17 protein-coding genes are annotated in these 13,169 nt (G+C 57.7%); 11 read left to right on the forward strand and 6 right to left on the reverse strand.

Annotated elements, in window-relative coordinates; genetic code table 11:
- Positions 1-9 precede the first annotated feature (9 nt).
- Complete coding sequence (gene secB / locus ABVT35_RS20360; RefSeq protein ID WP_368468899.1) at positions 10-537, reverse strand: protein-export chaperone SecB; 528 nt, start codon at positions 535-537, stop codon at positions 10-12.
- Between the two features lie 152 nt (positions 538-689).
- Complete coding sequence (locus tag ABVT35_RS20365) at positions 690-1,184, reverse strand: FxsA family protein (protein WP_368468901.1); 495 nt, start codon at positions 1,182-1,184, stop codon at positions 690-692.
- Between the two features lie 277 nt (positions 1,185-1,461).
- On the opposite strand from ABVT35_RS20365, the gene ABVT35_RS20370 reads away from it, so the two are divergent.
- From ABVT35_RS20370 to ABVT35_RS20385, 4 genes are read left to right on the forward strand one after another with little or no spacing between them, the layout of a single operon-like run.
- Positions 1,462-2,166 (forward strand): Tim44/TimA family putative adaptor protein, encoded by a 705-nt coding sequence (locus tag ABVT35_RS20370; RefSeq protein WP_368468903.1) that lies wholly within the window; start codon positions 1,462-1,464, stop codon positions 2,164-2,166.
- A 55-nt stretch (positions 2,167-2,221) separates the two neighbouring features.
- Positions 2,222-3,328: a murein transglycosylase A gene (locus ABVT35_RS20375; RefSeq protein WP_368468904.1), complete on the forward strand. Its 1,107-nt coding sequence runs from the start codon at positions 2,222-2,224 to the stop codon at positions 3,326-3,328.
- Complete coding sequence (locus ABVT35_RS20380; RefSeq protein ID WP_368468906.1) at positions 3,325-3,885, forward strand: Smr/MutS family protein; 561 nt, start codon at positions 3,325-3,327, stop codon at positions 3,883-3,885. Before ABVT35_RS20375 ends, ABVT35_RS20380 begins: the two co-directional genes overlap by 4 nt.
- A complete protein-coding gene (locus tag ABVT35_RS20385; protein WP_368468907.1) occupies positions 3,882-4,265 on the forward strand; it encodes a helix-turn-helix domain-containing protein in 384 nt (127 codons plus the stop codon). The genes ABVT35_RS20380 and ABVT35_RS20385 overlap by 4 nt, the downstream gene beginning before the upstream one ends.
- Here ABVT35_RS20385 and ABVT35_RS20390 read toward each other — a convergent pair.
- From ABVT35_RS20390 to hslV, 4 genes are all read right to left on the reverse strand, one after another.
- Positions 4,249-5,223 (reverse strand): DUF1402 family protein, encoded by a 975-nt coding sequence (locus tag ABVT35_RS20390; RefSeq protein ID WP_368468908.1) that lies wholly within the window; start codon positions 5,221-5,223, stop codon positions 4,249-4,251. The genes ABVT35_RS20385 and ABVT35_RS20390 overlap by 17 nt on opposite strands.
- A 132-nt stretch (positions 5,224-5,355) precedes the next feature.
- The gene (gene hslU / locus ABVT35_RS20395) at positions 5,356-6,663 is read right to left on the reverse strand and encodes an ATP-dependent protease ATPase subunit HslU (protein ID WP_368468910.1); all 1,308 of its coding nucleotides are present in this window, start codon (positions 6,661-6,663) and stop codon (positions 5,356-5,358) included.
- A 5-nt stretch (positions 6,664-6,668) separates the two neighbouring features.
- Entirely contained in the window at positions 6,669-7,763 is a 1,095-nt protein-coding gene (locus ABVT35_RS20400; RefSeq protein WP_368468912.1) for a hypothetical protein, read from the reverse strand.
- Positions 7,760-8,338, reverse strand: coding sequence for an ATP-dependent protease subunit HslV (hslV, locus tag ABVT35_RS20405; protein WP_368468914.1), 579 nt, complete (start codon positions 8,336-8,338; stop codon positions 7,760-7,762). Before hslV ends, ABVT35_RS20400 begins: the two co-directional genes overlap by 4 nt.
- 162 nt (positions 8,339-8,500) lie before the next feature.
- Between hslV and hisB the strand changes: the two genes are divergently transcribed.
- The 7 genes from hisB to coaA are packed head-to-tail and all read left to right on the forward strand — an operon-like array spanning position 8,501 to position 13,112.
- Positions 8,501-9,109: an imidazoleglycerol-phosphate dehydratase HisB gene (gene hisB, locus ABVT35_RS20410; RefSeq protein ID WP_368468916.1), complete on the forward strand. Its 609-nt coding sequence runs from the start codon at positions 8,501-8,503 to the stop codon at positions 9,107-9,109.
- Position 9,110: 1 nt separating this feature from the next.
- Positions 9,111-9,605, forward strand: a complete 495-nt coding sequence (locus ABVT35_RS20415; protein WP_368468917.1) for a DUF2628 domain-containing protein — start codon at positions 9,111-9,113, stop codon at positions 9,603-9,605.
- A gap of 5 nt (positions 9,606-9,610) precedes the next feature.
- The gene (hisH, locus tag ABVT35_RS20420; protein WP_368468919.1) at positions 9,611-10,261 is read left to right on the forward strand and encodes an imidazole glycerol phosphate synthase subunit HisH; all 651 of its coding nucleotides are present in this window, start codon (positions 9,611-9,613) and stop codon (positions 10,259-10,261) included.
- Complete coding sequence (gene hisA, locus ABVT35_RS20425; RefSeq protein ID WP_368468921.1) at positions 10,258-11,001, forward strand: 1-(5-phosphoribosyl)-5-[(5-phosphoribosylamino)methylideneamino]imidazole-4-carboxamide isomerase; 744 nt, start codon at positions 10,258-10,260, stop codon at positions 10,999-11,001. The genes hisH and hisA overlap by 4 nt, the downstream gene beginning before the upstream one ends.
- Positions 10,998-11,783 (forward strand): imidazole glycerol phosphate synthase subunit HisF, encoded by a 786-nt coding sequence (gene hisF / locus ABVT35_RS20430; RefSeq protein ID WP_368468923.1) that lies wholly within the window; start codon positions 10,998-11,000, stop codon positions 11,781-11,783. Before hisA ends, hisF begins: the two co-directional genes overlap by 4 nt.
- Before the next feature lie 16 nt (positions 11,784-11,799).
- On the forward strand, positions 11,800-12,123 hold the full coding sequence (locus ABVT35_RS20435) for a phosphoribosyl-ATP diphosphatase (protein WP_368468924.1): 324 nt from the start codon (positions 11,800-11,802) through the stop codon (positions 12,121-12,123).
- Entirely contained in the window at positions 12,120-13,112 is a 993-nt protein-coding gene (gene coaA, locus ABVT35_RS20440; RefSeq protein ID WP_368468925.1) for a type I pantothenate kinase, read from the forward strand. The genes ABVT35_RS20435 and coaA overlap by 4 nt, the downstream gene beginning before the upstream one ends.
- Positions 13,113-13,169: the final 57 nt, after the last annotated feature.

The following is a 13,169-nucleotide window of genomic DNA, read 5'->3' on the forward strand; positions in this document are numbered from 1 at the left end:
GGCCCGGTCCTAGTTGGTGACCGACGGTGCCTCGACTTTGGCCTTTGCCTGTTCTTCAGCCATGCGCTGGGCGAACATCTGGGCAAAGTCGATCGGGTCGATCATCAGCGGTGGGAAACCGCCATTGCGGGTGGCGTCTGCGACGATCTGACGTGCAAATGGGAACAGCAGCCGCGGGCATTCGATAAACAGCAGCGGCAGCATGTGCTCCTGCGGAAAGCCCTGGATCCGGAAAACGCCGCCGTAAACAAGCTCGACATTGAAGACGATCTTGTCGCCGTCCTTGGCTTCTGCATTGAGCGCCAGGACAACATCATAATCCGTGTCGGACAGCGGATTGGCGTTGACATTGACGTTGATATTGATGGCCGGTCCCTTATCGCGCTGCGTCAGCGACTGGGGCGCGTTCGGATTCTCGAAGGAAAGATCCTTGATATACTGCGCGAGAACATTCAGCGTCGGGGCTGCGCCATTGGATGCGTCGCCGCCCTCGGGAGCTGCGCCTGCTGGATTAATCGGATCGGGCTGTTTGGCCATTAAACTGTCCTTGGTTACTTCGATCACGGCCGCTTCGGCCTACATTCGGCCACTGGCTACCACTTCGTTCTGGAGCTTACAACCCAAAACCGCCCGTGCCGTGGCGCCAAAACAATTCGTGCGTGGCAGTTTTGCCGACACCGGTTCCGCGGCTACGGCTTATCCTTGTTCCACGGTGAATTCGGATCAGGATCGCGTTCGAAATCCTGCTCGTCCAGATCGATTGTCGGGGCGTCGCTCCGTTTTGGGCCGGGTCCGGAACTGTGTTGTGTGAAACCTGCGGTGGAAACGACGGAAATTTTGTTTTTTATGAGCGTCCATCCTGCGTCGCGTATCGCCGGGACAAACAAAAGGAAACCGATCGTATCGGTGATGAAGCCGGGGGTCAGCAGCAGAACGCCGGCGATCAGGATCATGACGCCGTGAACCAGCTCGCGCCCGGGCACCCTGCCCGCCTCCGTCTCGCGCCGGATCTTGTTGATCAGTCCGAAACCCTGCACGCGCAACAGGATCGATCCGAGAACAGCGGTCACAAAAATCAATGCCAGGGTCCACAAAACGCCGATCTCGCGGCCGACAATTACAAAGGCCGCGATTTCCGCCATCGGCACGATCAAGAGCAGCAGCGGAACGATGGAAAACGGCATCGATGGTGGTCCCCTTTTTGTCACAGGTTGTATCCGGCTTTAACCAACATTGGCGATTTTGAATGGTCGCCCGCCGCGCCGATGGCTACTATATAGTGCCGCTTTGCGGCCTTTGGCGGAAATTCCCGGGCAATTATACGAAAAGGCTAGAATTTTCACTGCGCTGTCTGGTTGAATCCCACGGAAACATGATTTGAATGATTGGCATCAACAGACTATATGAAAGGGTGTAGGGGTACAGGCCCTAAGTTCAGTTTCATACCGGTATCAGGCAAAAATGGGCTCCTTTGATTTTGTAACAGTCTTTTTCTTTGTGGCTGCAGTGATCATCTTCCTGCAGTTGCGCAATGTGCTCGGCCGCAGAACCGGTAACGAGAGGCCGCCGTTCGATCCCTACAGCGCTCGCGAGGGCGACCAGCCGGCACCTGACAGCGACGACAGCAAAGTCATCACGCTGCCGCGCCGTGACGGCGATCGCACGCCCGACGAAAGATTCGTCGCGGCAGACGAATATTGCGAGGCCGGTTCCGACCTGAACAAGGCGTTGCGCACGGTCATTTCCGCCGATGCCGACTTTGATCCGAAGGAATTTGTCGCTGGCGCCAAGACGGCCTATGAAATGATCGTCAATGCCTATGCCGAGGGCGACAAGAAGACTCTGAAGTCGCTTCTGTCCAAGGAAGTCTATGAGGGCTTCGTATCAGCCATCAAGGAGCGCGATGCCCGTTCCGAAACCGTCAAGTCGTCCTTTGTCGGCATCGGAAAGGCCGACATTGTTCAGGCCGAGATGAAGGGTTCGGAGGCCAATATCACGATGCGGATCGCCAGCCAGCTGATCACCGCGACCTACGACAAGGAAGGCAAGGTCGTTGACGGCGACCCCGACAGCGTCGGCGAAGTCAACGATGTCTGGACCTTTGCCCGCGACACCCGCTCGAGGGACCCGAACTGGAAGCTTATCGCGACCGAATCTGAAGACTGATCGGATACCTGCATGGTTGCTGGAGCTTGTCATGGTCAAATGTTTCAATTTAACCATGACAAGCTCTGACCTGCGCCCGGTTCCGTTTGATGACCTGCCGGGGTGGAAGTCCGACGACCCGCTGAAAGTCATAGAAGGCCTTGTCGACTGCGCAAACTACACGCGCTCGGTCAAGCACTACAAAACCGGTGCCCTGGGCATTGAGTGGTCGGATTTCCTGCCGGCCGTCGATGCGCTTAAAAACAACCGGCCCTCAACGCCCGAACAGGCCCGGACATTCTTTGAAACTCATTTCATACCGTTTGGTATTATACCCGATGATGGCGCAGGCGGGTTCGTCACCGGATATTATGAACCGGAAATCGATGTGTCTGCCGAACGAACCGGGCAATTCCAATATCCGTTCCATGCAAAACCCGAGGACCTTGTTGCGCTGGATGACACGAACCGGCCGGCCGGCCTTGATGCCTATTTTGCATTTGGCAGGCAATGCGGGGACGGCATAGTCGAATATGCCGATCGCCGCAGCATCGACGGTGGCTTCCTTGAGGGGCGTGGTCTCGAGATCGCCTGGGCGCGAAGCAAGGTCGACGTGTTTTTTGTTCATATCCAGGGTGCTGCAAGGCTGCGCTATCGTGACGGAACCGTCCGCCGGATCACCTATGCGACAAAGACCGGTCATCCCTTTACAGCCATTGGCCGCGTACTCGTCGAGCTTGGAGAGTTGTCGCCCGGGGCCGTGACGATGCAGACCATCAGAGACTGGCTTCGCGATAATCCCGGCCGCGTTGACGAGATCCTGTGGCATAACCGGTCCTATATATTTTTCAGGCAAGCTGATGTCGCCGATCATGACAAGGGGCAGATTGCGGCGGCGAAAGTGCCGTTGATCGCCGGCCGGTCGCTGGCCGTCGACCGGTTGCTCCACACGTTCGGCACACCGGTCTATGTGCAGGCGGACAGTCTGATCCATATTGGCAACGCACCGTTACGCCGCCTGATGCTGGCGCAGGACACCGGTTCGGCCATCGTCGGCCCTGCCCGCGGCGACATATTCACCGGCTCGGGTGCAAAGGCCGGTGACCTCGCCGGGTCGGTGAAACACCCAGCCAATTTTTTCCTCCTCCTTCCGAAAGCCGCAGCCGGGAGGTTCATGCCGTGAGCCGCAAGGGAAAGAGCCTTACGGTTGACGACCGGATTTTGTGGGGCCAGGTTGCCAAAACCGTTGACGCCTACCCCGGCCGGATGGAAGCGCTGCTGGATTCGCAGCCGCAGGCCGGTCCGGCGCCGGAAAAGAAATCAGCCGGTCCCGCCGGCCCTCTGGCACCCAAACGGCCCATGGCAGCGCCGTCCAAAAAGCCGGGTTTGGCCCCTCGAGCCCTCAATCCGATCGACAAACCCGTCTATAAAAAGCTTGCCAAGGGCCGCGTGCCGCTCGAGGCGCGTATCGATCTTCATGGCCTGACCCAGAGCGAGGCGCATGACCTTCTGCTCGGTTTTTTGATTCGCGCGCACGCTCGTGGCCTTCGTCATGTGCTGGTAATAACCGGCAAAGGGCAGTCGCGTGGCGGCGATGGCGTATTGCGGCGCTCGGTGCCGCGGTGGCTCGGCGCGGCCGAATTCCACGGTCTGGCCTCCGGCTGCGAGCCGGCCGCGCGCGGACATGGCGGCGACGGTGCGCTTTACGTCAGGCTGAAAAAAAGGGAGCACGGCCCATGACCCCCTTCGGCCGGGAAGTCCGCAGACTGCGTACGGAACGTGCGATCACTCAAAGAGACATGGCTCAGGCAATTGGGGTATCTCCCGCCTACCTGTCGGCACTCGAACATGGGCATCGCGGCCAGCCGAGCTGGGAGCTCCTGCAGCGCATCATCGGCTTTTTCAATGTGATCTGGGACGACGCGGAAGAGCTGCAACGTCTGGCAGCGCTCTCCCATCCGCGCGTTACCATCGATACGGCGGGTCTTTCCGCCGAAGCGACAGCACTTGCCAACAGATTGTCGGAATGCATCGGCAAGCTGAGCGAGCAGGATATTCAAAGGCTCCAGGAGGTTCTCGACGGCGCACAGAAGGCAAAACCGCCTAAAAAAGCTTCCTGAGATCTTCGAGTTTGTCGTTGACCAGCCAGCCGTAGTAGTTTTCTTCCGGATATTTCGGCTTTTGCCCGCGCGCCCTGCGCTTCTTGTTGGTGGAGGCAAGCTTGCGCGCGCGCAAATCCGGATTGCCGACATTATAAAGCGTTGCCGTGATGCCGGGATTGTCCGAAATGTCGAACCCGGCGATATTTCCATAGACATCAATGGAATGCCGCAGTGCCGCGGCCACATAGGCCAGCGTAATGTCCGGATTCATGATAGCTTCGTAGACGTCTTCGCCGTTTTGGTGCGACAGCTTCTTGTAACCGGACTTCTCATTGACAAAATCCGTATGTTTCAGCGCCGTCAGCGGGTTGAGCTGGCCGAGCCCGAAAGTCTGGCCGGCATAAAACGGCTGGAAGAATACGGCGCTGAACCGGTCATTGGGATATTTGTGTCCATCCACCCGTTTGCTGCGGAAGTTGTTTTCCCAGACGGTCTCGCGGCAGGACCAGAGCGCGAATGAGGCGGTCAGTTCCTTGCATTTTTCGAATTCGCTGCGCTGAACGAATTCGCCGATGTCCTGACCGTCATATTTGAACCTGATACCGCCGGTCGCGTAGGACAGTGCCTTGATGTAGTAGGACTGCAGGTGATCGTAGGCATCGACGTTGTAGGTGTGCTCGCCAACCAGTGCGCCGACAATGTGCAGCGGATCGATTTCGTAGATATCGGCAACGCGGGAAATCTTGTTGCGCAGCTTCCTGTCTCTTTGCAGGAGATCGAGGATCTTCTCGTATTTGCGATCGAAGGTCGATTTGGTCTGCTTGGTCCGCTTTACGGAGGCACCGGGAATGCGCGGTTGCTCGACATTGCGATTGCCTTCGGGAACGGTCAGCATTTTGCTGTTCGCAACAGGCGCGAACAGCAATACAAAACCAAGCGAAATGCTACCAAGTATTGTCAGATGGCGGCGCACCATCCACGGGCTCCCAGGACATTTTTAATTTGTCGGGACTTTATGAAATATACCTCAAATGTCGAGTATTTCTTCCGTGCTCCACAGTGGTAAGCCGCCAATTATAGTCTTCTTTTTGCAACCGATGCGTAAAAGTCACAGAATGTAACGCGACAGATCGGCGTCCTTTGCAAGGTCGCCCACATGCTTGCGCACATACTCCGCATCGATGACGAATTCGCTGCCGGATTTGTCCGGTGCCTCATAGGATATGTCGTCGAGCACCTTTTCCATCACGGTCTGAAGCCGGCGTGCGCCGATGTTTTCAACGCTGCTGTTGAGTTCGACAGCAACATCGGCGAGCGCGTCAATGGCGTCTTCCGTGTAGGTCAGCGTCACTTCCTCTGTCGCCATCAACGCCACATACTGCTTGATGAGGCTGGCCTCCGTCTCGGTCAGAATGCGGCGGAAATCTTCCTTGTTCAGCGCTCTCAATTCGACGCGGATCGGCAGACGGCCCTGCAATTCCGGCAGCAGATCGGACGGCTTGGAAACGTGAAATGCGCCCGAGGCAATGAACAGGATATGATCGGTCTTGACCGGTCCGTATTTGGTCGCAACGGTGGTGCCTTCAACCAGCGGAAGCAGGTCGCGCTGTACACCCTCGCGCGAAACGCCGGCACCCATGCCGCCATCGCGTGCAGCGATCTTGTCGATCTCGTCGAGAAACACGATGCCGTCATTTTGCGCGATCGTCATCGCTTCCTGGTTGATCTGGTCCTGATCGAGCAGCTTTTCAGATTCGTCATTGATCAGCTGTGCGTAGGATTCCTTCACCGTGGTGCGGATTTTCTTCTGCGGCTGGCCCATCGCTTTGCCCAGCATGTCGGATATATTGAGAACGCCGATATTGGCGCCCGGCATGCCCGGGATCTCGAAATTCGGCATGCCCGATCCGGCATCGGCCACCTCGATCTCGATTTCCTTGTCGTCCAGTTGCCCGTCGCGCAGTTTGGTGCGGAACGATTCACGCGTCGAAGGCGATGCGGTCGAGCCGACCAGGGCGTCGAGCACGCGTTCTTCCGCGTTGAGGTGTGCCTTTGCCTTGACCTCTTCGCGTTTTTTGTCTTTCACCAGCGAAATGCCCACTTCGACAAGGTCGCGGATGATCTGCTCGACGTCTCTGCCGACATAGCCGACTTCGGTGAACTTCGTTGCCTCGACCTTAACGAACGGCGCACCCGCAAGTTTTGCCAGCCGGCGGGAGATTTCGGTTTTGCCGACACCGGTGGGCCCGATCATCAGAATATTCTTCGGCATGACCTCCTCACGAAGATCGCCTTCGAGCTGCTGGCGCCGCCAGCGGTTGCGCAGGGCAATGGCGACGGCCCGTTTCGCGTCCTTCTGGCCGATAATGTAGCGATCGAGTTCGGAGACGATCTCGCGGGGAGAGTAGTTTGTCATCGGTTTTAAACCTGTTTTGAAATGACAGAGTGTTCCACTCTGCGCAGTACTGGAATACGAAATAGAGTGCGGCGAATACCATGCCAACCGACGCCAAGGCCGATTACGAGGATCGAAATCAGCAGGATCGAGAACAGTTCGGCATTGCTCGCGGCAAATTGAGACCGCGACGCAAGATACCACAATGCGCCACCGAGATAGGTCAGGGCCGCAACGAGGATGGCGCGCCGGTCTATTATCAGCGCAACCACCGACAGCGCGGCGAATATGGCAAGGACAGCCAGCGCCGAACCCATGGATACGACCGTGGCCACACCGCCCAGCTCAAGTCCGGTTGTAAGGTACATCAAAGCATGAACGATCAGCGGCGCGGCCAGCAAATGCAGCCAGAATGCATAATCGGCTTTAATGGTGGACCGGTCCGGATCCGAACGGTCAAGCCACATGGCAATTGCAAAGGTGACCAGGCCGCTGACCAGCGCATAGGATGCTGTCAGTTTCTGGGTGTAGAAAAATTCCTCGAAATTTTCTACGCCGCCCGACACGGCGTGCATAAGTGCGACAAATCCGAGTGCAACAAAAGCACCGCCGATCATGAACAGTGAAAACGGCAGGCGGAAGCGGACATAATAGAGACTGGCCCACAAACAGCCTGACACAGTGAACGCATAAGCACTGAATGTGCCGCTTGTTTCAATGGCGTGCGGGGCAATGTACTCAGACAGCAGGCCTATCGACGCAATCATGGCGAATATGACAAACGCTGCGGCCGCAAGCATGCTGGGAATGGCCCTGCGCATCCTCACTGCGAGGATTTCCGACACGAGCCACATGGCCACGGCAGCGGCGGCGGTGCTTGCAACACTGAAATCGAAAAGATCCGACGTCATTACGGCAGCTGAAACAAAGAGCGCGACGCCGATAGCCAGAAAGATGTCGTTGAAGCCGGTAATGAACCGGAACTGTTCTTCTTCGCGCATCGAACGCAGCTCGGCCGGATCCGGCGTTTCCGCAGCCAGACCAAGTAGGGCCGTGCGCTGGTCCGCGGTGATGATGTCGCGCGAGACGGCAGCGTCCAGTTGCTTCGGCGTCAGGTTCACGACGATTTGCTTTCCATGGTTTCAACGATGATGTTGCCGTTTGTATAAACGCAGATGTCGCTGGCAATCTCCATGGCGCGCCGGGCGATCTCCTCGGCACTCTTGTCCGTATCCATCAACGCGCGTGCGGCGGCATAGGCGAAATTGCCGCCCGAACCGATGGCCATCGTTCCGTGTTCGGGTTCGAGCACATCACCGGTACCGGTAAGCGCCAGCGTTGTTTCTTCGTCGGCAACGAGCATCATGGCTTCCAGACGCCGCAGATAACGGTCGGTGCGCCAGTCCTTGGCAAGTTCCACGCAGGCGCGCATGAGCTGGCCGGGATATTGTTCGAGTTTGGCTTCCAGCCGTTCAAGCAGTGTAAAGGCATCGGCGGTCGCGCCGGCAAAGCCTGCGATCACGTCGCTGCCGCCGGTTTTGCTCGATCCGATGCGCCGGACCTTGCGCGCATTGCCTTTCATGACCGTCTGCCCGAGGCTGACCTGACCGTCGCCGGCCATTACCACCTGATTGCCCTTGCGCACGGTGATAATGGTCGTCGCATGCATGACGCCATAGGGATCGTGTTCACTCATGTGTACTTCCTTTGACAGTTCCAGGCCGCTTCGCGCGGTCAGGTATTCCTATGTAAGACCGACTGACGGCTTTGCAAATCCTCTACCCGAATTTATGCTTTTCTGGAAATTTTGTCGTGGCCCTGTTATGCAGCCTGCAACACATTCCATGGAGTATGCCGAATGGTCCAGAACCGGCAAAAACGCGCGGGCGAAGTGGCACGCAAGACAAATGAGACCGACATAACGGTTAAGGTCGATATCGATGGCACCGGAACATCGAAAATCGCCACCGGGATCGGCTTTTTTGATCATATGCTGGAACAGCTTTCGCGCCATTCGCTGATCGACATGGAAATCGAGGCAAAGGGCGATCTGCATATCGACGACCACCACACCGTTGAAGACACGGGCATTGCAATCGGCCTGGCCGTTGCAAAGGCACTTGGCGACCGCCGCGGCATTGTGCGTTACGCGTCGCTCGATCTTGCCATGGACGAAACACTGACACGCGCCGCAATCGATGTATCGGGCCGTCCTTTTCTTGTATGGAACGCGCAGTTTACGTCGCCCAAGATCGGAACCTTCGATACCGAGTTGTGCCGGGAGTTTTTCCAGGCCCTGGCGCAAAATGCCGGTATTACGCTGCACGTGACAAATCACTATGGTGCCAACAATCACCATATTGCCGAAACATGCTTCAAGGCCGTGGCAAGGGTTCTGCGCATGGCCACGGAAATCGATCCGCGCCAGGCGGACCGGATTCCGTCGACGAAAGGGACTTTGGCTTGAGATGGCCAGCTATGTTGTTCTGACACCTCCAGACAGCAGCGAACTGGATGAAAACACCGTATTGATACGCGATGGATTTTCCATACCGGCGGTGATCATTCCCGTGCTCTGGCTTTTGTGGAACCGGCTCTGGTTTGCCGCGATCATGCTGTTTCTGATTTCGGTCGGCATTGCCGTTGCAATCAGCCTGCTGCCCGGCTGGTCTGTGGTATTGACCGCAGCTTCGGTGCTTTTGTCGCTTTTCGTTGCGCTTGAGGGCAATGGATGGCGCATAGCGAAGAAAGAGCGGCAGGGCTGGACGCTTCAGAGCGTCATCGAGGCCCCGAACCATGGAACCGCGGAAGAGATCTGCTTTGCTGACGGCGGGAGGCTCCAGGTCCGCGAACATCCGGCAAATGCTCCGCAGCCTGCATTTGGAAAGCGGGGAGCTATGCGGTTGCCTCCGGCGGGGTCCGGCCCTGCCCTTGGCCTGCTCGACTATGAGGACAAGACCTGAACGTCATGCAAGTTGCTATCATAGATTACGGTTCGGGCAATCTGCGCTCGGCCACTAAAGCCTTTGAGCGCGCAGCGGACGAAAGCGGCGTTGACGCCGAAATCGTCCTGACGAGCGCTCCGGAAATCGTCGCGAATGCCGACCGTGTGGTATTGCCCGGGGTCGGTGCCTTTGCGGACTGCCGCAGCGGCCTTGCTGCCGTCGACGGCATGGATGAGGCCCTTCGCCACGCGGTTGAGACGAAGGCACGCCCGTTTTTCGGCATTTGTGTCGGTATGCAGCTCATGGCGACGCGCGGGCTGGAAAAGACCGTCACGAAGGGTTTTGACTGGGTCAGCGGCGACGTCAAGCTGATCGAGCCGTCGGACCCGGACCTGAAGATCCCGCAGATCGGCTGGAACACGCTGACGCTCAGGCGCGAGCATCCGCTGTTTGACGGAATCAGGACCGGTGATGACGGGCTGCATGCCTATTTCGTTCATTCCTACTATCTCGATGCCGAAAATGACGCGGATGTTCTTGCCGAGACGGACTACGGTGGACCGGTGACGGCTGCGGTTGTCCACGAAAACCGTGCCGGCACGCAATTCCACCCCGAAAAGAGCCAGGCGCTGGGTCTGGCGCTGATTGCCAATTTTTTGAAGTGGGCACCATGATACTTTTTCCCGCCATTGACCTTAAAGACGGCGAGTGTGTGCGCCTCAAGCTTGGCGACATGCAGGAGGCGACGGTCTACAACACCGATCCGGCCGCCCAGGCGCGCGCCTTTGAGGACCAGGGTTTCGAATGGCTCCACGTGGTTGATCTCAACGGCGCTTTTGCCGGCGAAAGCGTCAATGGCTCGGCAGTGGAAGCGATTCTGAAAGCGACAAAAAATCCGGTGCAGCTCGGCGGCGGCATTCGTACGCTCGATCACATAGAAGCCTGGCTTGGCAAGGGTCTCGCACGCGTCATCCTTGGAACCGTCGCCGTTCGTGATCCTGACCTGGTCAAACAGGCCTGCCGGGCATTTCCGGGCAAGATCGCCGTCGGCATCGATGCGCGTGGCGGCAAGGTCGCTGTCGAAGGCTGGGCGGAAGCCTCCGAACTGGAGGTGGTTGAACTTGCCAGGCGCTTCGAGGGCGCGGGCGTTGCCGCCATTATCTACACCGATATCGACCGCGATGGGGTCCTGACCGGCATCAACTGGGAATCCACCCTGGCGCTCGCCGATTCGGTCGATATTCCGGTTATCGCTTCGGGCGGGCTGGCCTCAACGGCCGATATCGTGCGCATGACTATGCCAGATGCCGCCCGTCTGGAAGGTGCGATTTCGGGACGTGCCCTATATGACGGTCGTATCGATCCGCAAGAGGCGCTGGAACTCCTGCATGGCGCACGGGAGACGGATAAATGACATTAAAGGCACGCATCATCCCCTGTCTCGACGTCAAGGACGGCCGCGTCGTCAAGGGCGTGAACTTCGTCGACCTCATCGACGCGGGCGATCCCGTTGAAGCGGCAAGGGTCTACGATGCCGCCGGCGCCGATGAGCTCTGTTTTCTCGATATCACCGCGTCATCGGACAACCGCGACACCATTTTCGACGTCGTTGCCCGGACAGCCGAGCAATGTTTCATGCCGCTGACGGTCGGCGGCGGCGTACGCACGGTTTCTGATATCCGCAAATTGCTGCTGGCGGGCGCCGACAAGGTGTCGATCAACACAACCGCGGTCAAAAATCCGGAATTCGTTGCCGAGGCGGCCGACAAATTCGGCAATCAATGCATTGTCGTCTCCATCGATGCAAAGACAGTATCTGCCCATGGCGAGAATGACCGCTGGGAGATATTCACCCATGGCGGCCGCACGCCGACGGGTATCGATGCGGTCGAGTTTGCCCGCAAGGTTGTTGATCTCGGTGCCGGGGAAATCATGCTGACCTCCATGGATCGCGACGGCACCCAGCAGGGATACAATATTCCGCTGACGAGAGCTGTTGCCGATGCAGTCAGTGTGCCGGTGATTGCTTCAGGTGGTGTCGGTAATCTGGACCATCTTGTCGAGGGCGTGCGCGATGGGCATGCAACGGCGGTGCTGGCGGCCTCGATTTTTCATTTTGGCACCTATACGATCAGTGAGGCCAAGAAACACATGGCCGATGCCGGCATTGCCATGCGGCTCGACGGAGCCATTTGAAGGAACGGAGCTTCCGATGACCGAATTTGCGCTAGCCGATCTGGAAAAAATCGTCGCCGCACGGGCAAATGCGCCGGTGGAGGAATCCTGGACGGCGAAACTCGTGTCGAAGGGCCAGCAAAAGGCCGCGCAAAAACTGGGCGAGGAGGCGGTGGAAGCTGCAATTGCGGCTGTTGTCGGGGATCGCGGAGGCCTGACGTCTGAGGCGGCCGATCTGCTGTATCATCTGCTGGTGGTGCTCAATATCGCCAATATTCCGCTGAACGATGTCATGAAGGAACTGGAAGGCCGCACGGCACGATCCGGACTTGAGGAAAAAGCGAGCCGCGCAAAATCATGAATGATGACGTTAAAAACCGGCCGGTCGAGGAGCTCAACCACTTTGAACCGGGCGATTATTCTCCATACCGGTTCTTTTCTGCCGAGCGCTGGGCCGAATTTCGCGCCGACACGCCGCTGACCCTCACCGAGGACGAGGTTTCGCGCCTGCGTTCGCTCAATGACCCGGTCGATCTCGAAGAGGTCAGGCGCATCTATTTATCGCTGTCGCGGCTGCTTTACGCCCATGTCGAGGCCTCCAAGATGCTGTTCGACCAGCGCAAGCACTTCCTGTCGCTGCCGAATGTCACCAAGACCCCCTTCATCATTGGAATTGCTGGGTCCGTTGCCGTCGGCAAATCGACCACCGCGCGAATATTGAAGGAGCTTCTGACGCGCTGGTCCGGCAGCCCGAAAGTGGACCTTGTGACAACCGACGGCTTTCTGTTGCCCAACGATGTTCTGCGCCGGGAAAACCTTATGGACCGCAAGGGCTTTCCCGACAGCTACGACGTCGGCTCGGTGCTGAAATTCCTTTCCGACATCAAGGCCGGCAGACCCAATGTGAAGGCGCCGTGTTATTCGCACCTCACCTACGATGTGATGCCCGGCGAATATGTTCTGATCGACCGTCCAGACATCCTGATTTTCGAAGGCATTAATGTTTTACAGGTGCGTGACCTGCCTGAAGACGGCAAGATCATTCCCTTTGTGTCCGATTTCTTCGACTTCTCGATCTATATCGACGCCCAGGAAGAACGCATCCACGAATGGTATGTGGAGCGCTTCATGCGGTTGAGGGAAACGGCGTTTAAAAATCCCGAATCCTTCTTCCACCGCTATTCGTCCATCTCCGAAAATGCAGCGTTGGCGATCGCCAACGGGCTTTGGGAAAACATCAATCTGAAGAACCTGCGGCAAAACATCCTGCCGACACGCCCGCGCGCCGATCTCATCCTGCACAAGGGCGAGGACCACCTGGTCGAACAGGTGGCAATGCGCAAGCTGTAGGGCTTGGCTGTCCAAGCAGCGCACCTTTGCAGGGCTCCCATCACGAATTTTGTTGAC

This window comes from Hoeflea sp. TYP-13 (genome assembly GCF_040932035.1).
Lineage (GTDB): Bacteria > Pseudomonadota > Alphaproteobacteria > Rhizobiales > Rhizobiaceae > Hoeflea_A.